The 24,561-nt window shown below is 52.0% G+C and carries 22 protein-coding genes; 3 read left to right on the top strand and 19 right to left on the bottom strand.

The features are described from left to right. Positions 1 to 46: 46 nt before the first annotated feature. From flhA to YC6258_RS02995, 14 genes are all read right to left on the bottom strand, one after another. Entirely contained in the window at positions 47 to 2,086 is a 2,040-nt protein-coding gene (gene flhA, locus YC6258_RS02930) for a flagellar biosynthesis protein FlhA (protein ID WP_044615722.1), read from the bottom strand. Next, positions 2,086 to 3,153 carry a flagellar biosynthesis protein FlhB gene (flhB, locus tag YC6258_RS02935; RefSeq protein WP_044615723.1) on the bottom strand — a complete coding sequence of 356 codons (1,068 nt, stop codon included), beginning with the start codon at positions 3,151 to 3,153 and terminating at the stop codon, positions 2,086 to 2,088. The genes flhA and flhB overlap by 1 nt, the downstream gene beginning before the upstream one ends. Continuing rightward, the gene (locus tag YC6258_RS02940) at positions 3,153 to 3,908 is read right to left on the bottom strand and encodes a flagellar biosynthetic protein FliR (protein WP_044615724.1); all 756 of its coding nucleotides are present in this window, start codon (positions 3,906 to 3,908) and stop codon (positions 3,153 to 3,155) included. The genes flhB and YC6258_RS02940 overlap by 1 nt, the downstream gene beginning before the upstream one ends. Positions 3,909 to 3,925: 17 nt before the next feature. Beyond that, complete coding sequence (locus tag YC6258_RS02945; protein WP_044615725.1) at positions 3,926 to 4,192, bottom strand: flagellar biosynthetic protein FliQ; 267 nt, start codon at positions 4,190 to 4,192, stop codon at positions 3,926 to 3,928. Positions 4,193 to 4,199: 7 nt separating this feature from the next. Continuing rightward, positions 4,200 to 5,387: a tetratricopeptide repeat protein gene (locus tag YC6258_RS02950; RefSeq protein WP_044615726.1), complete on the bottom strand. Its 1,188-nt coding sequence runs from the start codon at positions 5,385 to 5,387 to the stop codon at positions 4,200 to 4,202. Further along, the gene (locus YC6258_RS02955) at positions 5,377 to 5,844 is read right to left on the bottom strand and encodes a tetratricopeptide repeat protein (protein ID WP_044615727.1); all 468 of its coding nucleotides are present in this window, start codon (positions 5,842 to 5,844) and stop codon (positions 5,377 to 5,379) included. The genes YC6258_RS02950 and YC6258_RS02955 overlap by 11 nt, the downstream gene beginning before the upstream one ends. Positions 5,845 to 5,936: 92 nt before the next feature. Then, positions 5,937 to 6,296 carry a hypothetical protein gene (locus YC6258_RS02960; RefSeq protein WP_044615728.1) on the bottom strand — a complete coding sequence of 120 codons (360 nt, stop codon included), beginning with the start codon at positions 6,294 to 6,296 and terminating at the stop codon, positions 5,937 to 5,939. After that, on the bottom strand, positions 6,293 to 6,859 hold the full coding sequence (locus YC6258_RS02965; protein WP_044615729.1) for a tetratricopeptide repeat protein: 567 nt from the start codon (positions 6,857 to 6,859) through the stop codon (positions 6,293 to 6,295). The genes YC6258_RS02960 and YC6258_RS02965 overlap by 4 nt, the downstream gene beginning before the upstream one ends. A 318-nt stretch (positions 6,860 to 7,177) precedes the next feature. Next, on the bottom strand, positions 7,178 to 8,434 hold the full coding sequence (locus tag YC6258_RS02970) for an NAD(P)/FAD-dependent oxidoreductase (protein WP_211264618.1): 1,257 nt from the start codon (positions 8,432 to 8,434) through the stop codon (positions 7,178 to 7,180). A 97-nt stretch (positions 8,435 to 8,531) separates the two neighbouring features. Continuing rightward, positions 8,532 to 9,248 carry an aspartate/glutamate racemase family protein gene (locus tag YC6258_RS02975; protein ID WP_044615730.1) on the bottom strand — a complete coding sequence of 239 codons (717 nt, stop codon included), beginning with the start codon at positions 9,246 to 9,248 and terminating at the stop codon, positions 8,532 to 8,534. A 9-nt stretch (positions 9,249 to 9,257) separates the two neighbouring features. Continuing rightward, complete coding sequence (locus YC6258_RS02980; RefSeq protein ID WP_044615731.1) at positions 9,258 to 10,073, bottom strand: ABC transporter permease; 816 nt, start codon at positions 10,071 to 10,073, stop codon at positions 9,258 to 9,260. 1 nt (position 10,074) lies between these two features. Beyond that, a complete protein-coding gene (locus YC6258_RS02985; protein ID WP_044615732.1) occupies positions 10,075 to 10,938 on the bottom strand; it encodes an ABC transporter permease in 864 nt (287 codons plus the stop codon). Between the two features lie 65 nt (positions 10,939 to 11,003). Continuing rightward, positions 11,004 to 12,320 (bottom strand): ABC transporter substrate-binding protein, encoded by a 1,317-nt coding sequence (locus YC6258_RS02990; RefSeq protein ID WP_044615733.1) that lies wholly within the window; start codon positions 12,318 to 12,320, stop codon positions 11,004 to 11,006. 20 nt (positions 12,321 to 12,340) lie between these two features. Then, positions 12,341 to 13,360 carry an ABC transporter ATP-binding protein gene (locus tag YC6258_RS02995; RefSeq protein WP_044615734.1) on the bottom strand — a complete coding sequence of 340 codons (1,020 nt, stop codon included), beginning with the start codon at positions 13,358 to 13,360 and terminating at the stop codon, positions 12,341 to 12,343. A gap of 241 nt (positions 13,361 to 13,601) precedes the next feature. Between YC6258_RS02995 and YC6258_RS03000 the strand changes: the two genes are divergently transcribed. After that, the gene (locus tag YC6258_RS03000; protein ID WP_052830020.1) at positions 13,602 to 14,309 is read left to right on the top strand and encodes a GntR family transcriptional regulator; all 708 of its coding nucleotides are present in this window, start codon (positions 13,602 to 13,604) and stop codon (positions 14,307 to 14,309) included. Positions 14,310 to 14,325: 16 nt separating this feature from the next. Here YC6258_RS03000 and YC6258_RS03005 read toward each other — a convergent pair whose 3' ends face one another. From YC6258_RS03005 to YC6258_RS03015, 3 genes are read right to left on the bottom strand one after another with little or no spacing between them, the layout of a single operon-like run. After that, complete coding sequence (locus tag YC6258_RS03005; RefSeq protein WP_044615736.1) at positions 14,326 to 15,498, bottom strand: alanine racemase; 1,173 nt, start codon at positions 15,496 to 15,498, stop codon at positions 14,326 to 14,328. Position 15,499: 1 nt separating this feature from the next. Further along, positions 15,500 to 16,786, bottom strand: a complete 1,287-nt coding sequence (locus YC6258_RS03010; RefSeq protein WP_044615737.1) for a D-arabinono-1,4-lactone oxidase — start codon at positions 16,784 to 16,786, stop codon at positions 15,500 to 15,502. A 55-nt stretch (positions 16,787 to 16,841) separates the two neighbouring features. Further along, entirely contained in the window at positions 16,842 to 18,038 is a 1,197-nt protein-coding gene (locus tag YC6258_RS03015; RefSeq protein ID WP_044619680.1) for an MFS transporter, read from the bottom strand. 410 nt (positions 18,039 to 18,448) lie between these two features. On the opposite strand from YC6258_RS03015, the gene YC6258_RS03020 reads away from it, so the two are divergent. Beyond that, on the top strand, positions 18,449 to 18,916 hold the full coding sequence (locus YC6258_RS03020) for a GNAT family N-acetyltransferase (RefSeq protein WP_044615738.1): 468 nt from the start codon (positions 18,449 to 18,451) through the stop codon (positions 18,914 to 18,916). Between the two features lie 660 nt (positions 18,917 to 19,576). Next, a complete protein-coding gene (locus YC6258_RS03025; RefSeq protein WP_044615739.1) occupies positions 19,577 to 21,340 on the top strand; it encodes an enoyl-CoA hydratase-related protein in 1,764 nt (587 codons plus the stop codon). A gap of 312 nt (positions 21,341 to 21,652) precedes the next feature. Here YC6258_RS03025 and YC6258_RS03030 read toward each other — a convergent pair whose 3' ends face one another. Both YC6258_RS03030 and YC6258_RS03035 read right to left on the bottom strand, forming a co-directional pair. After that, positions 21,653 to 22,510, bottom strand: coding sequence for a universal stress protein (locus YC6258_RS03030; RefSeq protein WP_044615740.1), 858 nt, complete (start codon positions 22,508 to 22,510; stop codon positions 21,653 to 21,655). Between the two features lie 10 nt (positions 22,511 to 22,520). After that, entirely contained in the window at positions 22,521 to 24,518 is a 1,998-nt protein-coding gene (locus YC6258_RS03035) for a tripartite tricarboxylate transporter permease (RefSeq protein WP_044615741.1), read from the bottom strand. Positions 24,519 to 24,561 lie beyond the last annotated feature (43 nt).

Below are 24,561 nucleotides of genomic sequence, written 5' to 3' on the forward strand. Positions count from 1 at the left end.
GGATACTGGCCATTTTGAACTCAAAAAGCAATGTATTTTCACCATTTTAAGTGGTTACCACAGCAAATGATTTTACATTCATGTTATTAGGCACTTCGGACATGGAAATAACCGACAAATGTGGCATCATACGGCGCGACAATTGACTGATATAGCGTCTCAAATCCGGTGAACATACCAGTACCGGCAACAGGTTTGAGCGCATCATTTTTTCAACTTGCGCGGCCAGCCGTATCAGTACCTGTTCAGAAAATCTCGGATCCAAAATCAATTGCCCGTCTTTGATACAGGTGGAAATGGTTTTCTCAATATTCGGGTCCAGTATCAGGACATTGATGGAACCGTTATCGGCCAAAAACTTCTGGCAGATTTCCCCGCCGATGTGTTGGCGAACTAACTCGGCCAGCAATGTTGGGTCTTGTACCTGTTTCCCTTCATCGACCAGCACCTCAAAGATTCTGACCAGATTACGAATGGATACTTTCTCTGTTAACAGTTGCTGCAGTACTTTTTTCAGCGTTCCCAATGACAGCGTGCCGGGAATCAATTCGTCTACCAGACTGTTATGGGTCTTGCGCACAGACTCTATGAGTCGTTCAACTTCTGAACGGGTCAATAGTTCGCTGGCGTACTGTTTAATCTGTTCGGTCACATGTGTCAGTAAAACGGTTTCAGGCAATACCACGGTATAGCCTTTTCGGGCGGCGTCTTCCCGTTGTTGCTGTGTTACCCATTTGGCGGCAAGTCCATAGGAAGGATCGCGGGTGTCGTCTCCCTGAAGGTCATGCTTGGCGTTACCCGGATTAATGGCCAGCAGCTGTCCAAGCCGGGTTTCGCCTTTGGCCACGGTCACGCCGTTAAGCTGAATTTCATATTGATTGGTTTTCAGGTGAGCGTTTTCCCGTATTTTGATGCCGGGAATGACCAGTCCGGATTCCATTGCATATTGCCGCCGGAAGTTGCTGATACGGTCCGTGAAGTCTCCCTGTTCTTCAGACATCAGACTGGCCAGGGATGGATGAAAATCAATCACCAGCCTGTCTACTTGCATCTCGGTATAAATATTTTGCAGTTCATCGGATGCGGTTTTGGTGTCTTCGGTGGATCCGGTTGTCGCCGCAGCAGCTTTGGCTTTGCGCAACGAAAACCAGGCGGCACCGGCGACGATGGTCAGTATGGTGAGTACTGGCCAGGCCGGAATGCCAGGTAAAATCATCATCACCAGCAATCCCAGGCTGATCATCATCAGCGCTTTTGGATAGCGGGTGATCTGGGTGGCAATTTCCTGGCTCAGAAAGGCGTCGGATGCTGCGCGGGTAACAATAATGCCGGTACCGGTTGAGATAATCAGTGCCGGGATCTGGGTAACAATACCGTCACCGACGGTCAGCAGGGTGTAGGTTTGCAGTGCTTCGCCCCAGGACAAACCTTTCTGGGCGATGCCGATGGTCAGACCACCGATTATGTCGATGAGAATAATCACAATGCCGGCAATGGCATCGCCTTTGACGAATTTACTGGCTCCGTCCATGGCACCATAAAAGCTGCCTTCCTTTTCAATTTCGCGCCGCCGCCGTTGCGCTTCTTTTTCGTCGATAATGCCGATGTTCATATCAGCATCAATACTCATCTGTTTGCCTGGCATACTGTCGAGCGTAAACCGCGCGGCCACTTCCGCCACCCGCTGGGCACCGTTGGTAACCACGACATATTGCACGACGATCAGTACCAGAAACACGATCAGACCAATCACGTAGTTGCCGGATACCACAAAATCACCAATGGCACCGATCACGCGTCCGGCGTCGCCATCGTTGAGGATCAACCGGGTAGCGGCGATATTGAGCGACAACCGAAACAATGTGGCGATAAGCAACAACGACGGAAAGGTGGAAAAATTCAGCGGCTTGTCGACATAAAATGTCAGCAGCAGAATCAGCAGCCCAAAACTGAAGTTGGCAATGATCAGCAGATCCAGTAATTGCGAGGGGATCGGGGTAAACAAAATCATCAGAATCCCGACCATCACAAAGACCAGAATCAAATCGCCATGTTTGCCCAGCCCGTTTCTAACATACCCTAACATCAATGGATCCTTTGCTGATTTTTATATAACCAGATGTAAACTTGTGCCACTCTGGGAAATAAGTCCGGAGTAATTGGCTGTGAGACGTCTACCTGCCTGAACAGTGCCCGCGCCAGAGGCTTGTTTTCCATCACGGTGATGCGGTGCTGACGTGCAATTTGTTTGATTTTTTCGGCTTGCCCGCCGCTGCCTTTTGCCACCACAACCGGAGTTGCCATGCTGGCGCGATCATATTGCAGCGCGACGGCAAGGTGAGTCGGGTTAGTGATCACCACGTCGGCTTTGGGCACATTGCCCACAGAGACCAGCTGCGCGTTGATGGATTTCTGCATCTGACGACGCTTCTGTCTGATCAATGGATCACCTTCGCGCTTTTTATGCTCTTCTTTGACTTCACGTTTGCTCATGCGCATGCGCTTGATAAAGTCCCGCCGCGTATATACGAGATCCAGCAGGGTGATGATCAACAGAACCGCGAGTAAGGAAAAAATCAGTTTACTGCCCCAGTATTGAAACAACGTCACGACCTGTGGCGGTTGCATGTCAAATGCCTGTGCCAGATAGGGCAGCATTTGCTGCAGTACCACCCAGAGCACCCCACCAAACAATAACAGTTTGATGACTGACTTGGCCGATTCATATAACAGTCGTAATGAAAACAGACGTTTGAAACCCTGTACCGGGTTGAGTCGCTGAATATCGGGTTTCAATGGAAAAAAAGACCAGATAAAGCCTATTTGCACGAGCGTGGCGAGTATGGAAACAATCGCCAGGGTTACAAAAAACGGCCATAGTGCTGACTCTACGGCGGCAATGATCTGTTGGCAGATAAACAGAAAATGACTTTCCGTCAGACGAATATTTGCGGCCTGAGAAAACAGAAAACGGCTGATGTGCCCAAGCGCAGTCACCAATCCCCAGCCCAGGGTGGTAAAAATGCCGAAACCGGCAAGCAGTAACAGCCAGGAATTGAGTTCAAGACTCTTGGCTACCTGGCCTTTTTTGCGTGCCTCCTGCAACTTGAACGGTGTCGGTTGCTCGGATTTGTCGAATTCCTGTTCAGCCATCAGAAAAACGGTTCCCAGAACTCAAAAACGGCATTGAAGACTTTTCGAAAGATTGGCTGGGCAGAGACGATGGTAGTGGCAATGACGACCATACCCAGCGTGATCTTAAACGGAATACTGATAATAAATACGTTCATTTGCGGCATGGTCCGGCCGGCAAATGCCATTAAAATATCAAGCAGGAAAATGGCCAGCAGCACCGGGGCGGCCAGTGCTACGGAGAGTGTGAAAATAAGCCCGGCATGAGCGATAAACCACTCGGCATTCTGCAAGGAAAAAGGTTGTCCCGGAGGCACCTTTTCAAGCGATAGCGCAAGACTGCGAAAGATGGCTGAAATGCCTCCAGCGAGAATAAACACCACGGCCGCCAACAGGTTCAGTACGGTACCAATCAAGGGCGATTGCACCTGGGTGGTTGGATCGATCAGGCCGGCCACGCCAAAACCCATTTGAAAATCCAGCACCCGGCCGGCAAAGTGAAAAACGGCAAATGCTGCCAGCATGCCAAATGCCATGGCACTGCCATTGATGACTTCGCTGCCGATGGCCGATATCAGGCCTGAGGGAGCCAGCTCAAGCGTCGGGAAACCCACGTTCAACATCAAAAACAAGGCCATGGTCAGGGAGAAAAACACTCTGATCATCACGGGTAATCTGACAAAGTTAAAGACCGGAACAAACAACAGAAACGCACCGATTCTGACGAACGCGAGAAACACAGCGATGACAGAACTTTCGGCAACTTCAATGTTCATAGTGTTTTCCGTAACGGTCACAACAGGTTGGGAATACTGGCAATCAGGGTTCGTGCATAATCCACCAGAGTGGTCAGCATCCAGCCGCCGAATGCAATCAATACAAATACCGCCACTGCCAGTTTGGGAATAAAAGTCAGGGTCATTTCCTGTAACTGGGTGACTACCTGGAACAGGCTGATCAACAGGCCGACAGCCATGGTCAGCCCCAGAATCGGCGCGGCAATTTTGATGGCCACCCATAACATGTCACTGGTCAGAACCAGCGCAAAGTCGATACTCATGTTGTTCTCAATGCGGTTTTTTTGAAGTCTTGCTGGTAATGACGGCACGGTCGTTGGTGGCTGTCTTCTTCATGTATCGGTTGATCACGTTAATGGCCGGTTCGCCACCAGGCCGTATCGGCTGTTCCAATGCTTTGGTTAGCATTTGTTTGCCCCTGGCTTCGTTACCTTTCAGCGCTACTAACAGTGATTTGGCAAACAATGCAGAAAAAGAAGAGCGATCCATCAACAGGGCTTTCTTGGTATGTTGTTCGGCCTGATCGATTTTTTTCTGCATGGCCAGGGAGCAGGCGAGTCCGCCCCAGCCATCTGAGTTGTTATGATCGATTTCCAGTACTCGCGAGAACGACGCTTCTGCATCCTGATAGCGATGAGAATTAAAATATGCCCAGGCCAGAGTGTTCCACATGGCAATGCTGTCCGGCACCATGCGGGTGGTGCGTTCAAAATATTCAATAGCACCAGCCAGATCCTGTTCGTGCATTTTGACGAGTCCAAGCCCGTGCCATCCGCGAACATCGGCAGGTGCGTGGAGCGTCATATGACGGAAGAAATCGGTCGCGAGCTCCGTTTCAAGCTGTTCGGCATAAAACGTTCCCAACGTGGAGCAGGCATCGGCATTATCCTGATCGATGTCCAACACTTGTTTGGCAACGGCCAGGGCCTCGTCAATGCGATCCAGCATATACAAAAGGGTGGACTGATAGCCCAGCAGATAGGGTTCTGGCTGTTTTGCCAGCAGCTGGCTGATGATACCCAGAGCTTCGGGCAGGCGGTCTTCCATTTGCAGAATTGAGGCCAGATAAAAGCCTGCCGAGCGACCCAGCTGCGGATCATTTTGCTGGGATAGAAAAACCTGTTTGGCTTCCTCCAGCTGATGACCGGCAAACTGGCAGATCGCCAGATTGTGTCTGAGCACTGGATTGTCTGGATGTTGTTTCAACAGTTCGGTCAGCAGGATGGCCGCCTGATCCAGCAAACCTTCGGACAGTAACACGTTGGCCAGTCGGCTTCTGGTGACGTCATTGTCCGGTTCCAATGCGAGGCATTTTTCAAATGAGGACCGGGCCTGGTCGAACTGTCCGGCAGCGTGGTAAGCATCGCCGAGTTGTATCAGCAACAGTGTGTTCCCGGGATCGAGTTCGAGGTATTGCTCATAGCGCCTGCACTTTTCCAGTGCCTGTTCAATGTTCACCTAGTCTTTCCTTCAGCTCTAGTATTTCAGGATATATTGCATGGTCTGTGGGAGCTGCCTGTTGAGCGGCTTTGACCATAAGGCGGGCCTGTGCCGGGTTTTCCAATTGCTCGTAACACAGTGCTGCGTAATATTTGGTGAGAAAATCATCCGGGCGAAGCAGCAGTTTTTCCCACACAGACAATGCGGCTTGCCATTTCTGCTGCTGGAAATCAATCAGACCAAGTTGATGAATAGCCAGATAATTTTCAGGATTGAGGGCAACGATGTTTTGATAAAGATCCTGAGCGCGTTCCGATATTCCGAGCTCCTGATAACAGGATGCGAGCAGGCCCAGTAAGATTTCGTGTTTGGGATAATCACTGACGGCCTGTTTCAGTAAGGTGACCGCCGAATGAAAGTTATGCTGCTGACAAAGAGGGGAAATTTCTCTGATGTATTGTTCGACGGACTTCATTTCTTCCCTCAATGCATATGGTGGTATTAAGCGCATTCAATTATTACAGTCAGATGGCTCTGGAGCGTATTTGGCTATTGTTAATCATATTGTCACACTGCATCAAACAGACGACAGATCTTTGCCTTTAAAACGGCATTTGTCTCTATATGTTGTAATATTCTTTCCGACAGTTCGATACTCTGGACATCATCGAGAATATCGTTACCAAATTCCCAGGATAATATTGCCCGAATGATGATTCTGATTTTGTCTTCAACAGAGAACTGGTCACCTTTGGCCCGCTTGTATGCTTTTTCCACCACCTGAGCAAGGTCTATCTGTCGGCTTCGGGATGTTCCACTGTTCTCAGCGGCACCGGAACCTGACCGTAAACGATCACTTTCAGAAAGGCGTCCTGCCTGTTGTCGCAGCAGTGCCTGTATTTCAGAAATGCCTGAAATCTTACTCATGATGGTTTTTGAGAATCGTATCGGGATAACAGGATATGGCTGCTTTCAGCGGCTGCATTGTTGTCGGTTATCTGGGCGATTTGTATTAGTACTTTTTCCATATCAATATTCAGTGCCGGTAACTCTGTATTTGTAGAGATGCCTTGTTCTATAGCCACTTGAGCAGCATCAAAACGATCCCGTACCATGGCGGTCAGACCATCAACGAAACAGCGGAGAAAATGATTTTCCGGTAATGAGGACAAACGTTGCCAGATTTGCCCGGCCTGCTCAATCTGTCCGGAAGTCAGGTACAGTAAACCTAACTGAAAGACCGCCGGTTCTGGCGACTTGAGAGTATCAATTGCATCGGTGAGTAGCTCTTTAGCCTTGTCGTACATACCAATATCGGCATAGACGGTACCGCCAAGGTATTTGAGTTCGGCGGAATCCGGATGGGAGAGTAACGATTGTTTGGTAAGTTTGAGCGCTTCGGAGGAGTCGTTTTTATCGATGTAATAGGCGATCAGGTGTTTGTATTCTGTTTCATCCAATTGATCACTCTCAGAACGCATGTCGACCATATCTAAATCCTTTCATTTCCGTCATGTATGCTGGAATTGACGTTCCAGGCGGAGCTTGGCCCTAAAAAGGCGCTATTATAGACGACGTATAGTTTCAATTAATAGCCGGAATTTGCTTTTTTTGTGCACATTTGTTTTTTTTGAATTCAGGATGTTACCTCTGCCTGCGCACAGTGAATATCTCGAGTATTTTCCAAAATATCACTGCTGGTCGGGCATTTGGATCAGGATAAACATAAATGCAATACACGATATCCGTGGGCAGTAACTACTACTCTCCGTCAGTGTCATGGTATTGTTACTGCCTTATTGTGATCATCACGTATGCACAAACCGGTTAGCCTGAAAACCAGACATCTCTATTTCTGTCGCTTGACCCGTCATCATGGCGGCCAGTAGTTTTCCGGTCGCTGGCCCCATGGTGAATCCCTGATGACCATGGCCAAAGGCGCACCATAGTCCTGGTACACCAGGCAGCGGACCGATGATCGGTTTCATGTCGGGAATACAGGGTCTGGCACCACGCCACGGTTCGGCATCGAGTCTATCGCCGAGGGGGATGAGTGCTCGGGCAATGGCTTCGGCGCGGTTGATTTGCACCGGCGTGGAAGGCGTGTCACGCAGGCCGAGTTCGGCACCGGTACAGATGCGCAGGCCGGCATCCATCGGTGTCATCATGTAACCTTTCTCGCTGTCCTGTACGGCCCGGGTCAGTCGGGGTTGTCCGGCGGGATACTGATAATGCATGTGATAGCCCCGCTTGAAGAACATGGGCGGCCGGTAACCAAATCGGTTGGTGATCTCCGCCGACCAGGGGCCGAGTGCAATCACGGTTTCATTCGCTTCGAAGGTATTGCCCTGATGATCGCGAAGCTGCCAGCTTTGCCGATTGCTACGCTCCAGACTGGTGGCATCACCCTGCACGAATTCTCCGCCCAGTTGTTTGAACAGCCTGGTGTAGGCTTTGACCAGTTTACCCGGATGCCCGGCAATCCAGGGGTCCTGCCAGTGTACACCGCCAGCATGATGGCCTTTGATGGCGGGTTCCATATCTGCCAGTTCGTCACCATTCAACACCTTGAAATTGACTCCCTGACGGGCATAGGCATCAAGTTCGCGATGTCCTTTGTTACGGCCTTTTGCAGTGCGATAGAGGGTGATCCAGCCAACTTTTCGGATTAATTGTTCTGCCCCGGCGGCGCTGATCAATTCCTGATGGCAGGCCAGGGTCATATTGATGATGTGTCCGTATTCCTGGGCGATACTTTCATAGCGGCGAGGGGAGCAGTTTCGGAAATAGCTCCAGAGCGGCAGCATCAGTTTGGGCAAAGCAGTCAGGTGGTAACGGACATCCAGGCGAAGGTTCAATGCGGCTGGCAAAATGACCGATAGATCGCGTGGAAATTCGTAAGGACGCACGGCTTCCTGCTGTAATAATCCGGCGTTGCCATAGGAGGTTTCTTCACCGGCCTCGTTTCGATCCATCAACACCACCGAACGACCCTGCTGCAATAAGTGTATGCCCACACAAACACCTACCATTCCAGCACCCAACACAGCGACATCGTATTTCAATTGCGAACCCCTTGGTTATCTGACGGTTGTACTATCTTCCATGACAGATTGCTTTTGCGCCAGTCTGTGCTGATTAATTTGTCATGACGGATGATGCTTAATCGTAGCCCTTGAATTCTGGATAACGATAGCTGCCGACTTTGCTGGTCATCAGCTTCAGGTCAATCAGAGACTCGGCGAATTTAACAGCAATACGCACGCCATCTAACACTGGCATCCCCAGATCCTGTTCCATGGCGTGGACCCATTGGCTCATACCGGCACAGCCGAGAATTAATGCTTCACCGTGGCTGTGCTGTAAGGCGGTTCTGGCGGCGGTCAACACCTGGTCATAGGCGTCGGGGTTGCTTTCCAGTTGCAGTACCGGAATGTTGGAGGCAAACACCCCGGCACAGCGATTGGTCAGACCGTAGTGGTCCAGATTGCGCTGCAGGATCGGGACTGAGCGCTGCAATGTGGTCATGATACAGAAACGATGACTCAACAGGCTGGCCGCGTGCATCGCCGCTTCGCCGATGCCGATGACCGGGCGGCTGGTCAGTTCTCTGGCGGCTTCCAGGCCAGTGTCATCAAAACAGGCAATGACGTAGGCGCTGGCATGAGAAGATTCGCGGCTGTTCTCGTAGGCACGGATTTTCTCCAGCAGATAGAACGTGGCCATGGCGCCATCACTGTGACCTTCAATGCTGCCGGGTGAACCATTGCAGGTTTCGAAACAGAGTTCGTGGTGCAGGCCGTCCAATTGCCGGCATTCCTGTTCCAGTTGCCGGGTCATGGAGGTGGATGAATTCGGATTGATGACAATGATCGCCATAAAGTGTGCTCATGCTGTTTTGGTCAGGCTGCGGCGCAACAGCCGCACCAGAATAATGGTGATTAAGATACAGGCCAGTGAGACCAGTGTGGTCAGCGTACCTAACGCATAGAGTACGGGTGTCGTGACATTGGTGGTCATGGCAAACAATTCCAGCGGCAGGGTGTTGAAACTGCCGGAGGTCATCAGGGTACGGGCGAATTCATCGTAACTCAGGGTGAAGCCGAACAATGCCACTCCCAGCAGACTCGGAGCCAGCAGCGGCAACAGAATAAACCGAAACGTCTGCCAGTCTGAGGCGCCGAGATCGGCGGAGGCCATCTCATAGGCGGGGTTGAAACGGTTGAACACCGCAAACATGATCAGCAGTCCAAAGGGCAGGGTCCAGGTGAGATGGGAGCCGAAACCGGAGCTGAACCATTGTGGTGTCAGATCCATGCGGTCAAACATGAGCCCTATGCCAAGGCTGATTAAAATAGAGGGGATGATCAGGCTGGCCAGAGCCAGATAAAAGATCACAGAACTGCCGGTAAAGCGTTTTCTAAATGCCATACCTGCCAGCAGAGAAAACACCAGTGTGGTGATCATGACCATGGTTCCCAGCATCAGAGAACGTACTAACGCTGCCCCAAAATCACCGACCGCCTGTTTGGCAAACAACTGTCGAAACCAATGGAGCGAAGTGCCCTGCATGGGAAAGGTCAAACCTCCTCCCGGTCCCTGAAAAGACAATATCGCGATGGTGATGGTCGGTCCGTAAAGGAATAAAACGAACAGCATAAAAAAACCGGCCAGTATAAAAAATCCGGAACTCCGTTTTTTCATGTCAAAGCTCCTTGCGAATATCCACGAGTCGAAACAGAATCACCAGCATCATGATAACGGTGATCAATAAAATCATTGCCCCGGCAGCGGCCGCCGGATATTGCAGCAGGGATATCTCGTTATAAATAAGAATGGCAACGTTGGCGCGTATGCCGCCACCCATGATTTTGACGGTGACAAAATCTCCCATCACCAACGTAAAGACAAAAATAGACCCGATAATAATGCCCGACTTTGACAACGGAATAATGACGTCTTTAAGAATTTGAAACGGCGATGCGCCGGCATCGATAGCCGCTTCCACCAGACTGTGATCGATCCTCATCATACTGTTGAAAATCGGGGTGACCATGAACAAGGTATACAGATGCACATACGCCAGGATGATGGCGAAGTCACTGTACAATAAAAACTCCAGCGGCTGGTCGATGAGTCCCACGGACTGTAATCCCGAATTCACCAGCCCATTGCGTCCCAACAACGGAATCCAGGAAATCATGCGAATGATATTGGAGGTCAGAAATGGCACGGTGCAAAGCAGAAACAAAATGGTTTGCATGGCTGAGGAACGAATATGAAAAGCCAGAAAATAGGCAACCGTAAAACCGATCCCCAAGGTCAGCAGCAGTGTCAGAAACGCATACTCGAAGGTCTTCAGGTACGCCTGCCAGGTCACTGACGACGTTAACAGAAACTCATAATTATCCAGAATAAAAGCCGGAATAATGGAGTATTCGTTGTAGTCCCAGAAGCTGACAATGCCGATGACGATAATGGGAAATACCAGAAACAGACACAGTACCAATGTCAGTGGAAAGGACTGCCAGTAACTGGCGACATTTTTTTTGTTGATCAGTGTTGTCATGTTCACATCACTTTATTGATTGTTTGACCGGCCAGACCTGTGTCTGGTCGGTCAGAGGTCGCGGATTACGAAACAATAAATTCGTTCCACTTGCGAACCATGTATTTGTTTTCATCCATCACCGAGTTCCAGCACGCCACTTTTCCCATGCGATCCCAATAAGAACCGCCATCGCGTGTGGCACCCGCTTTTTCCATAACATCACCAGATGGGCTCAGAATATCGCCTTTGGCCTCTTTGCCTTCGATCCAGAAGCCCCATTCGTCGTCACTCATGAATGCTTTGGAGGTTTCCGGCGCGGCGCTGTAATAGCCCTGACGGTTCAGATAAGCACCTACCCAACCGGATAAATACCAGTCGATATATTCATACGCGGCATCCAGTTCCAGACCACTCAAATGCGAAGCCAGGCCAAGACCGCCACCCCATGCGCGGTAGCCTTCTTTTAATGGCTGATAGACACAAGGAATGCCACGACTGCGCACAGCAGCAACTGCCGGAGACCACATGCTCTGGATCACCACTTCACCGGATGCCATCAGGTTGACGGACTCATCAAAGCTTTTCCAGAAGGCGCGGAATTGTCCTGCGCGTTTGGCATCCATCAGTACTTTCATGGTGGTATCGATTTCCTGGCGGGTCATGTTGCCTTTATCGCCGTACTTGATCACCCCCATGGATTCACAAATCATGGCGGCATCCATGATGCCGATAGCCGGAATATTCAGAATCGAAGTCTTGCCTTTAAAAGCCGGATCCATGATGTCGGACCACTGGGTAATGGGGCGGCCGACCAGGTCCGGACGAACACCCAAGGTATCGGCGTTGTAGATTGTGGGGATCAACGTCATCCAGTTGGTCGGGGATTTAGCAAAGTTTTTGGAGCCTTTTTCTTCGACAAAACCGACGGTATGCGGTGCGGTACCCTGGGCAATCGTAGAGTCCGGTGTGAGCTTACCATTGATAAACAGGGGAGATATTTTGTCGTAGTTTTTCAACCGGCTGACATCCAGTGGTTGCATGACACCCGATGGAAAAACCTTTTTACAGATCCAGTATTCGATATCGGCGATGTCGTAAGATTTTGGCTGGGTGACCGCACGCTGAGTGACACTGTCGGAATCCAGTGAGGTTAATTGCAGATTGAATCCGAGATCCTCTTTGCATTTTTCGGCGATGGCATTGAGATTGGAAACACCGGTGCCGAACTGTCGCAGGGTAATGTTCTTGATGTTCTGTGCCCAGACCATTGGAAACCCGGTAATGGCTCCACTGCCGAGGGCAACGGCTGAGGCGCCGGCAACGCCTTTGATGAGATCCCGGCGGGTGACGCCGGTTTTGGTTTCCGTGGAGGTTTTAGGATTGCTGTCTTTTTCATTCATGGCGGTACTCCGTTGATCAGTCAGAAAGAGGCAAATAAATTGATGTGTTTTTGCTTCCAGCTCAGCATTACTTTTTTTGCGGGCGTGATGACCTGCTCATCCATTTTTTCTTCAGCGATATAACAGATCACCTTTTCACCGCTATCGAGCAGAGTCTCGATAAAGTAAAACTGTGCCTGAAATTCAATATCGATAATTTTTCCGTAAGTGTAATAAGTATCTTCGTCCGGACGACTGTGAAAGGCGGAGATGGATATCTGGTCTGCACGTACGGAAAATGGCTGTTTTATATCAGCGTTGTCGAGTACATCGGCTGAGAGAACGTTATGACCACCGATAAAGTCAGCGACAAACGCTGAGTTGGGTTTTTCGAAGATTTCTCTGGGGTGTCCCTGTTGCTGAATGATGCCGTTATCCATGACGACAGCCATATCGGCCAGTGCAAACGCCTCTTCCTGTGAGTGCGTTACATGGATAAACGTCAGCCCCAATGTTTTTTGCAGTTGTTTAAGTTCTTTGCGCATTTGTATGCGTAGGAACGGGTCCAGTGCAGATAACGGTTCATCCAGCAACACGACATCCGGTTTGCAAATAAGAGCCCTTGCCAGGGCCACCCGCTGCTGTTGTCCACCTGACAGTTGTGATGGTAATTTTCCGGCATGATCCACCATGTTGACCAATGACAGCATGTCCATCGCAGATGCGTGTCGTTCTGCTTTATTGACTCCGGAAACTTTCAACCCATAAGCCACGTTGTCAACACACGTCATGTGAGGAAATAACGCATAATTCTGAAACATCATCGCCGTGCCACGTTTTCTCGGTGGCAGATCTGTCACGTTGCGGTTATTCAATAAAATATCGCCGTCAGTGACATCCTCATGGCCGGCAATCATGCGCAAAGTAGTGCTTTTGCCGCATCCACTGGGTCCGAGCAGACAGCAATAACTACCTGCCGGAATGCGCAGATCAATGTCTTTGACCGCGACATGATCATCATAAGATTTACTGAGTTTGATGAGTTCAACTGCGCCTTTCATAAATGTCTCATAACATTGCTAACAATCCTGATTCGATAAATTGCAACTGCGGTGCCATATTTGCAGTTCAGCTTTTTAAGTGCCTGTTTTGAACTTTTATTCGGCATTTCTGCATCTGTTATGCACGTAAGTGTTTGCGGTTGTTTCTTTTTGGTGCGCTGCGGAAGCTTTTTCACTTTCGCAAACAGACGCTCTTTGGTTTGAGATTGTTAACAATATTTTGATGAGCAGGATGGCAGCTATGGGTTTGTCAAAAAAAGAACTGGAAATTCAACGCATCACTGATTCAATCACACAGGCGGTAGCGGAACAGCGATTACCACCCGGTACCCGGTTGGTGGAAGCGCAACTGGTCAATAATCTCAACGCCAATCGCAATCATGTCCGTGCCGCCTTACAACGGCTGGCCCTTCGTCATATTGTGACGATAGAAACAAACAAAGGTGCCAGCATTGCCCAGCCATCGGTTGAAGAAGCGCGTAATATTTTTATGGCGCGGACGATTCTGGAGCGGGGCATTATCGAAATGCTGGTGCAGAGACTGCGCAAAATGGACGTGACTCTGCTGAAAAAGCAAATACAGCAGGAGCAGAAAGCCATTATGCGCGGGCGACGCGAGGACATTATCCGTGAATCCGGAGACTTTCATTTGTTGCTGGCGAGATTGTCCGGTAATCCGGTACTGGTGGATATGTTGAAGAATCTGATAACCCGCAGCTCACTGATTATCTCGCTCTATCAGAAACACAATAATCCTCAGTGTGGTTGTGATGAGCACAACAGCATTCTTAAAACCCTTGAAAGTGGTAACAGCCACTCAGCTGTCCAGTGCATGAGTCAGCATCTGCATGATATCGAGTACAGTTTGAATCTGGATTTCTGGGAGCACCGGAAAGTGGATTTGAATCGGGTATTTAATGTCGAGGAGGAAAACATCGGCCCGGTATGAGTGGTGTTTAAGATGCTCATACGGTAGGCAGTACCGGCCAGTACTCCACAATGGTGTTGTTCTGACAGATGGCGATATCACCGAAATATTGCAACACCGCTTCACTCTGGGTAGGACGCAGAAACACCATGTCGTCCGGTTGCACCGTATGGTTGTCGGGCAGTGCCATAAACTGCTGATTGGACGACTCGCCCCACAAACTGTTGGTTTTCAAGCCGACAGGTGAGACCGGTTCAGCCATCCATTTGCCGCCATAGATAAAACAGCCTTGCCGCGGGAAGACCCTGAACTGTTGTAGCAGGTGGGTTAACCACGATGGCCCTGGCAGGGTTGCGTTGACGGTTTTCAGTACCGGCGTGGCGAGGTACAGCGCCGGTTTGAGTGCGGTTAACGCCGGCAGATCAAAATCCGTGGGCTGTAAAAAAGCGGAGCCCACCGATATTTCATTGGCCGGCGTATCCGCCGAATAGGAGAGAATAGTCTTACTGCCGCCAGTATTGATGATTTCGCGGCTGGTTTCCGGCAGGCAATTCTGAAAGGCGCTTAGCTTTTGTTGGCTGTTGCGCAGTTCTTTGGCCGGTCCTCCAAACACGGCCGGAATTTCCGCCACCTGCGCGTCGTAAGCCATGAGGCCCCGGCATTGGAGCCGGGCATAGCCTGCCAGCTGAGAGACGGCCTGGGCCAGTGCATCGGGAGAGACAAAGCCGCCGCGATGCAAGCCAACATCCACTTCAAATGCAAATGCCAGATCACACCCAAACGATTCTGCCAGCCCATGATACTGCCCCAGCCGTTCGCCGCTGTCGATCAGCCAGGTTGTTTGCTGCAACAGTCGCCGGAACACGCTGTCCGGGCAGGTTTGCTGTAGCTGGCGCAAGGCATTTGCCGGCATGGGTTTACCATACAGGATGTCTGCATCCGGCCAGCGATCCAGTACCTGCAACGTGACCGGCAAATGAAAGCTCATGATTTTACGGCTGCCGACGGCCTGCATGACATATTCCAACAGCGGCAGGCAGGCCAGCGACTTATCGACGATGCGCAAACTCAGGTGCGATGGCAGTTGTCGGCTGATCAGTTGCAGGTTGTGGTCCATGCGGGTTTTGTCGATCAGCAGGGTCGGACGCCATATGCCGGCCCGGGCCAGGGCTTCGGCGAGACCACTGAAATAACGGTCATGTGCGGCCATATCAGGCGCTCAGAAGCTGTTGCAGATAAGGCGACAGGAAGCGGCCTGCCGGATCCATACTGCGGCGCACTTCCATGGCATCCTGCCAGCGCGGGTACAGGCGGGCGAAATCGCTGGCGTTGAGATTATGCATCTTGCCCCAGTGTGGCCGGCCGTCATAGCGCCGGAAGATTGCTTCAGCGGCATGGAAATACGGCTGTGGATTTTCGCCGGCCAGATGGTGCACGGCAATCGAGCAGGTGGGTCGTTGATAGAATGGGCTGAGCCAGAAATCATCCGCTGCCACCGCACGGACCTCCAACGGAAAATAAACGTTTGGAAACTGTGTCTCGGCCATTTTGATCAACTCGCGCAGGGCACTGGCACCGGCCTCGAATGGCAGGTGATACTCCATTTCGTTGAATCGGGTCCGGCGGTCAGTCACGTAGACATTCAGCCAGTCCTGGACATAATCCTCCAGCGGCACTTTTGCCAGCGCCGAGCCGATCAGTTTTCGGCGCAGCCAGGGAAACCATGATAACCAGTTACGCAGTGCTTTTAAGGTATCCAGACCGTCTTCATCCTCTTCTTCAGGGCGTGCTGACGGCGGCTGATCTGACAGATCGCTGCTGACATACAGGGCATGGTCAGAATAGGGAATGACAAAAAATTCGGTAGTCCGGTGGGCGCTCATCAATGCTTCCAGATTGTCCAGCATCTCCGCGACGGGAATGGGGCGACGCTGCCGGCGCAGGCGATAACCGGGCACATTCTTCATAGTGATCCGGGTAAGCGCCCCAAACGCGCCAAGGGTGACACCGGTGGCATGAATCATGTCGTCATCCCGGCCCTGAATAAACTCGCGCACTTCACCGCGGCCGTCCACAAACGTCATCGCCTGTAACTGGGTGTGATAGGCCCCGAGGGTAATGCCGGTGCCATGTGTCGCGGTACCCAGTGCGCCGGCGATGGTCTGTTTATCGATGTCACCCATATTCGGCAGCCCCTGGCCGATGCCTTGAAGCAGTTTCATGAGATCCGATAACCGGGTGGCGGCGCCAATGGTGGCGGTCATCTCATCGGCATTGTGATCCACCAGGCCGGCAAATGCCGATAAATCAATGATAGAACCACTACTGGCGACCAGCGGCGTAAAGGAATGGCCTGAACCGACAAAACGCAGGGGGGCAGGCGCTTCCCGGATTAATTCCTGTAGCGCCGGCTGGTCTGCTGGACGCAGCATCTTTTGTGGATTGGCCGATACGTAGCCGGACCAGTTCTGCCAGTGAGATAGCGCTGTGGTTGTCATTATTATGCCCTCCTGATAACTGCAGATTCAGTGAATATGGATGTCGGTTCAACCGTTACGGTTGCGGTAACAGCTGGCGCTGTTGTCGTTGCCGGAATACCAGCAACAGCAGGACTGCGAATGACAGTCCTGCACAGATGGCCGCAAACCCGGCCACCGGTTTGAAATTATCGGCACTGATCAGTGGCGTCACGCTGACGGGTCCCAGTGCTGCGCCGAATAACTGGGCGGCCGGGACCAGCAGTGCGGTTTTGCGGGTGGCATCGCAGGCGACGGTCAGCTGAATCTGAAACGGCACGACAAACAACCACACAAATCCAATCAGCGCGGTGCAAACCCAGAAAGCCTTTAAGCCGGGTGCTGTAGCCAGCACCAGCGAGACACCGATTGCCACCAGTGCACAAATGGCGAGAGGAATCTGAAAATCCACCTTGCGTTCGGCAACAGTGGCGGACAATGCGGCCAGCACCTGAATGCCGAGACTGGCGGAAACCATGACGCCGAGAGTCGTGGCAGGGATGTTGGCCTGTAGTCCCAGGGGTTCGAGAAACGCCCACAGAGACCCCAGAAACATATAGAAAAACAGGATACACAACAGCGACAGCAAGGGTTGTCCCTTCCAGCTGGTGCCCGGCTGGTGGTGTGCAGATGAGGGGATTTTGCCGTACTCGCGTGGCATCACCGCCACGCATATGAGGGTCAGCAGGCAGATGACCGACAACACCATAAATCCGGCTCTGGAACCGCCCGTTGGAATTGCCCATTGCGACAGAATAAGTCCCGTAATACTTTGCGCAATGGTTTGCATGGAGACAAAATAGCCACCGTAACGACCGGCATGAACAGCACGGGCGATCAGTTCCACCGCAATTGCCACCATACCGCCTTCGAGTATTCCGGCCAGTCCCCGCAGAATAATCAGCGGCATCGCGCCATCCATGACCGCCATCCCAAAATCAAAGATGGCTACCAGAATGACCAGTATGGCGGCCTTAATTCGCAGGTGACGGCTGGAAATGGCAAACGCCGCCAGCACCGACCCGATCCCAATTGCCAGAATTTCCACGGTTGCCATGATGGCCAGCTGGTCATAAGTGACCCGGCCATCGGTCAGCATGGCACCCAATAAAATAGGCTGCAGGCCGAGTATCAACAATCCGGCAGAGCCGATCCACAACGCACTGATCTGAGCCAGGCGGGAAGGATTACCTACCAGCCATTGAGTATTCGTTTTGGAATGATTACCTGTCACAGTACCAGCCTCCTCCTGACAGACAATCAGAGCAGCACACACACAATTGCAATTGATGTCAACCTCGGCCAACAGCATTGGAAAAAGTTTCAAGAATCAAAAATAGAGAACGGTGATTATGTGTCCCATCGACTATAAGTGGTTTGCATTATTACTGCCGGAAAATTTCCAGATACCAATGCCGGCTATGCGTATAGACGTTATCCCGTGAACAGAGCTATGAGGCCGACAGCAGATAAGAGCAGGGTTTATGATGGTCAGTTAGTAAGGCACCAATAGGCTGGTTGGCGGTACCGGTGCCATTACGTCTGTCAGCGATGGGTGACTTGGCAAATGGGCGGTGTCCATGTAAAAGACCGATTTAGCACACTAAGTCTTGCAGTAACAATTTTTCAGGGAATCATTCAATTATGGTAATCAGAAAGGCCACTCCGGCTGACCTTGATGGGTTGGTAACATTGAATCATCAGATCGGCGAATATCATCATCTTCATGCCCCTAACGTTTTTGCGCCTCCATCACCGGAGGCCGCGGAGTTTATTGATAAAGCGCTGCAGGACACGAACAGGATTTTTCTGGTCTGTGAGCTGGACAATCATATCGTTGGTTTTCTGACTGCAGTGATAGAGCATAACCGGACAATTCCGTTTTTGGTCGCCGGACCCATCTGCCGCGTAAGCACATTGATTGTTGATGAGCGCTGTCGCTCCCAGGGAATCGGCAAGCAATTGATGAGTGAGTGTGAACAGCTGGCGATCAGTCAGGGTGCACTGGAGATCAGACTGGAAGTAATGGAGTTTAACCAGGGGGCTCAGTCTTTTTACCAGGCCCTGGGATTTCAAACACAATCCAGGATTATGAGCAGACTGCTTGGTTAGGGAGTTGTTGATTTGGTCGCTTGCCATTTTGGAATGCTGGCGGCTGGTTGCAAAACATCACATGTCGATCCGGCGATTAAAATATCCAGAGTGGCCGCGTGTTTGGTTTCATCCTTTAGTACCAAGTGTGGAGGTTTTCAATCACTTAAAAAGCCTCGAATACTGAGCTTTTCTAACACTAATTGATGATCCCTGGAATGAACGGTCTCCTGACCGGATCCATTGTCATTTTGTTTCTGCACAAAAAAATGGCACGGAATAGCGTCAAGAGATCTGCTTGAATGTTGTGGCTGTTAAATTAAATTTTTCTTTGTATGTTCGTTTGTTAACTACAAGACAAGAGAAAGTTTCATTAACTTGCTGGATGCCGCCGCCAAATTCGCTTAACGGACATTATCAGCACCTTATCATAAAGATCGGGTTTATTATTCAGGCTCGTATTTGTAACGTTTGTTTAACGGTTTTCTTTCTCATTGTTAGCGGCTCTGACAAATCAATCCAACCCCTCTGTATCGTTCAAAAGTTCATCTTCCCGGTCGTGTTTTCGCATTTATCTTTTCCATTCATTCGATGCTATAAATGATTCAGCGGTCACCGAACAGATATTTTCCATGTCGCAAGCACCGCCAAACATGTGTTGATTATAGGGAGGGGTCCCATTTGAAAGTTCTTATTCTTGCATCTGCTTTCAGTGGCTTAACACAAAGGGTATTTAAAGAGCTGTTATTGCTTGGGCATGTCGTTGAGCAACATTACGACCTTGATGAAATTATACTGCGCGATCAAGTGTCGCAATTTGAACCCGATATTATTATTTGTCCATTTCTGACTCAGAGGATACCGGAAGATATCTGGCGTCAGTATTTATGTCTGGTTATTCATCCCGGCATAGAAGGTGACAGAGGACCATCCTCTCTTGATTGGGCCATTATCGAACACAAGCCGCAATGGGGAGTGACGTTATTGCAGGCAGACGCGGAAATGGATTCTGGGGACATATGGGATACCCGGGTATTCGCGTTGCGTGAGGCATCCAAACTCAGTGTATATAAGCGCGAGGTAAGCTCTGCAGCGGTGGATATGATCAAATCCACGCTGAGGAACATAGAGCAGCAACAGATAAATCCACGTCCGCTGGATTACACGAACCCAAAAGTCAAAGGCAAGCTCCGGCCATTAATGAAACGGGAAATCCGCGCCATTGACTGGCAATCAGATGCCAGTGAAGTTGTGGTTCGCAAAATGAATTCAGCAGATACCAGCCCGGGCGTGTTGATTTCTCTCTATGATTATCCGGTCTATTTATACGGAGCCAGCGAAGATACTTCCCACACCGGACATCCTGGCGACATCATCGCTGTTTACAAAGACGCGGTCTGTTTTGCGTGCGCAACTGGCAGTGTCTGGATCCAGCAGATGAAGTGCAAACAGCATCCGCGGCTCCCGGCCATAAAGTTACCAGCGGCTCAGGTGGTGCAGCATCTGTTACCGGTGCACGCATGGTCGGCAGTCAATACCGAGCCGGGTAATTGTGTGGCTGAGGATATCTACAGTGAACGGGATGGCGAGGTCACGTATCTGTATTTCAATTTCTATAATGGCGCGATGAGCACCCGCCAATGCCATGATTTGAAAAACGCATTGGTATCGATCAAGCAGACCGACACAAAATACATTGTGCTAATGGGTGGTGAGGATTTCTGGAGTAACGGTATTCATCTGAACTGCATCGAGGCTGCTGCTGATCCGGCTGAGGAATCATGGCAGAACATCAATGCCATAAATGATCTGGTGCTGGAAATTATCGACTCGCCTGATCACATGACCATTGCGGCATTGCGCAACAATGCCGGAGCCGGTGGCGTTATTGCCGCTCTGGCCTGTGATGAGGTCATTATTCGGGACGGGGTGGTGTTGAATCCTCATTATCAACGGATGGGGTTATATGGGTCTGAGTACTGGACATATCTGCTACCTGCAAAAGTCGGCCATCGCCAGGCACAGAAAATTACCCTTGATTGTGAGCCGATGCTGGCCGCTGAAGCATTCGAAATCGGCCTGGCGGATACAGTGTTCCCGGAAGAATGGCAGGCATTCCATGACCATTTGAAAGTGTACTGCAGGGAGCTGACCAGACAGGTGGATCTGCCGGCTTTTTTAAGTAACAAAAGACAGCAACGACAGCATGACGAATCCATCAAACCGTTGACCCAGTATCGTGCTGAAGAATTGCAGGAAATGAAGCGTATCTTTGATGATTCCGGTAGTCGTTATCACCAGGAGCGCCGGGCGTTTGTCTACAAACAAAAAGGCCATCCTGTCGCCACCAGACCGGACGCATCATATGGGGCAGATCCTCTTCGGGAACCTGCCGATACATCTGAATATTCCCCATTGCTTTCGACGGCTGGATCCGGGGCGTGAAACGGAGTTTGCCAGTCGCCTGGACAACATCCGGTAGCATATCTCTCTGATCGAGGAGTCGGGCGTTTCCGGCTTCTTGAAAATGCCTTCCAAGGACGTGCGGTTTATACCCATATCGAGCGTCTCCCGGAAAAACACCATCTGCGGAATCCGCGCACATTCCAGTGGGCTTTAGGAACCTGCGAACAAGTCGCGATTGGTGTTTGTTGTTGTAGGAGGAGCCCTGCCTCAAGACGGACAGGTCCGGCACCAAGGGTATTTGCACCGGGGACGAGGCTCCTGCAAGGGTTCTGAAACTCTGTTCGTCGGAGTTCAGTGACTCATCAGCAGCGGTATGGGGCTGTGCTGCAACAGGCGGCGGGTAACGCCACCGAAGGCCTGTTGCTGCAGCCGGTGGTGGCTATAAGCACCCATCACGATCAGGTCGCAATGTTCATTTTGGGCTGCCTTGAGTAAGTCGGCACCATCGTTGCGGTGACGATGTTTGACCCACTGTGGTTTCGCGTCGATGCTGTGGCTGCGCAGATAGACTTGCAGCGCCTCCGGACCGGGAACCCGGTCGGAGGTGGTTTCGTGGGTCAGTATCCGCACGTCACTGCAACGATGCAGAAAGGGCAGGGCGCTGCGCACTGCCCGTGACACCTCGGGAGTGCCGTTCCAGGCGATGGCGATACGATGCGGGCAAAAAACGGTCTGGGTCCGCGGCATGACCAGCACCGGGCTGCCGCTTTGCAGAATGGCGGCCTCCAGTGTTGCACTGATCGCCCCGTCCCGGCCCTGCGGTATGATCAGCAGGTCGGCGACCCGGCCCCGGCGGGCGACCAGTTCGCTGCGCAGGCCCTCGACTTCGTGCCAGCAGGCGGAAGCGCCGTCCGGCAGCGGTGTTTCCCTGACCGGGACGCCTCCTTGATCAGCCAACTGCTTAAAGAGCCCGCGCAGCTGGTCGGCGTCTTGTCGCGACTGAGTACCAGCGATCCGTTCCAGCTCCTGCATGAACTGGCGTGACAGGCCCGCCACTTCATGGGGTACGAACCGGCTGGGGTGAACGCTGGCATGCAGCACCTGAAGTTGGGCACCGAAGTACTTTGCCACCGCCAGTGCACCCTGCAGCCGTTCGGATACTTCGCCACTGCTCGACAGCGGCATCAACAATACTTTGGGAGTGTTCATCTGTTTCTCCTTAACTCAGGGGCCAGGGCATGTGTACCAGGTCCTGCAGCAGTCCGCTGGGCAGGTCCAGTACCATCATGCGGGCGAGGATCACGAGGAAGCCCAGTGCAGCGCCGGTCAGCGACAGGGTTTTGACCAGCGAGATGCGTGCCTTGGTCATCAGGAAGACGACGAAGAACAGACTGATGGCGATCAGGTATCCGAACAGGTAGCAACCCAGCACCAGCGCGGTGAGCCAGTAGAGGTAGTGCGGCAGGCGTGCCACCGTACTGTCGCTGTCATAGCCGGCTTCAACCTCGTTGTCGAAGTTGACAGGGTCGTCGATCTGGCCGCGCCACAGCTTGATCAGCACAGTCAGTGACAACACCAACATCAGGCCGCTGATGCCAGCGGTGAAGACGCCGCCAAGGAACGAGTGCTGGAAAGCGTCGTAGAGCGCGAAGGCGAAGAAGGCAACGACCAATGCGGCAAAGGCGGCCTGTGGCTTCAGATTGCGCGCACGACGGCGTGGCGGTTCAACGGAAGTCGGATCCTCGTGGCTGTTGTCACCGCTGTTGCGTTTGGCGCGAATGGCAAAGTAGACCGACAGTACGATGATGAAGGCGATGATCATCACGCCAGGTTTGGTGAGGAAGGACCAGCCGTCGAACTGAATGGCCTGGTACAGGTATGTCTCCATGCCTCCGGAAAGCACGAAACCGATGAGGAAGGCCGGGCGCGGCCAGTCGAAACGCTTCATCAGTACGCCGAGTACACCAATTGCCAGCAACGAGACCAGGTCGCCGAGGCTGCGGGTGGCCTGGAAAGCGGCGAAGCAGATGACCATCAGCATGAAGGGTGCCATCAGCGCGTAGGGAATCAGCGTCAGGCGCGAAACCCATTTCGACAACAGCAGGCAGGAGCCGGCACCGATGACGTTGGCCAGTGCCAGCGACCAGATGATGGTATAGGTGGTGCCCAGTTCCGCGCCGACCATGGCGGGACCAGGTTCGAGGCCGATCAGCACCATACCACCGAGGAAAACCGCCATGCTGCCGGAGCCGGGGATGCCGAAGAGCAGTGTTGGTACCAGGCTACCGCCTTCCTTGGCATTGTTGGCGGACTCGGGCGCGATGACACCCCGCACATCGCCGTTGCCGAAGCGGGGTTTGTCCTTGGTGGTCTGAACGGCGTGTCCGTAGGCGATCCAGTCGACGACACTGCCGCCAAGACCCGGCAAGGCTCCGACCAGTGTGCCGATAATGGCGCAGCGAATGGCCAGCCACTTGTTCCGAATAACGTCTTTCAGGCCGTCGACCCAGCCGCTTCCGAGCTCTGAGGCTTCGTTGATGGCGCGATTCTGGCGCAGCAGGTCGATGATTTCAGGAATCGCGAAGATACCTAGACCGACGACAACGAGCGGAAGGCCGTCCATCAGATAAATGTTGTCAAAGGACATACGGTATTCGCCGGTGGCGGGTGCCGCACCGAGACTGCCCAGCAGTACCCCGATACCGCAGGCGCTGATGCCTTTCACGAGACTGTTGCCGGCGAGTACGCCGACCATGCTGAGACCCAGTAACGTCAGCATGAACAGCTCGGCAGAACCGAACGCCAGGATCAGCGGGCGGGCGATCAGAACGAAGGCGGTCAGTGCCAGAGCACCGAGCAGGCCGCCCAATAGCGAGGCGCTGAAAGCGGCACCCAGGGCGCGGGCCGCGTGGCCCTGCTTGGCCATTGGAAAACCGTCCAGCACGGTGGCCTGTGAGGCGCTGGAGCCGGGAATGCCCATCAGTACCGAAGTAAAGGTATCGGAAGTCGGAATGACCGCGACCAGGCCGATCAGCATGGCCAGTGCGGAGGTCGGCTCCATACCATAGAGGAAGGGCAGCAGCAGCGAGAGGCCGGCAATGCCGCCGAGGCCGGGGAAAATGCCGATCATCAGGCCGAGGCAGACGCCGCCGGCCAGGTAGGCAATATGCTCGACGCTGAGCACGGTCAGCAGCGAGGAAGCAATTGTTTCAATCATGGCAATCACCTTGAGAAAATGCGGGCTGGACCCTGATTTGTCG

Origin of the sequence: Gynuella sunshinyii YC6258, from assembly GCF_000940805.1 — a bacterium.
Lineage (GTDB): Bacteria > Pseudomonadota > Gammaproteobacteria > Pseudomonadales > Natronospirillaceae > Gynuella > Gynuella sunshinyii.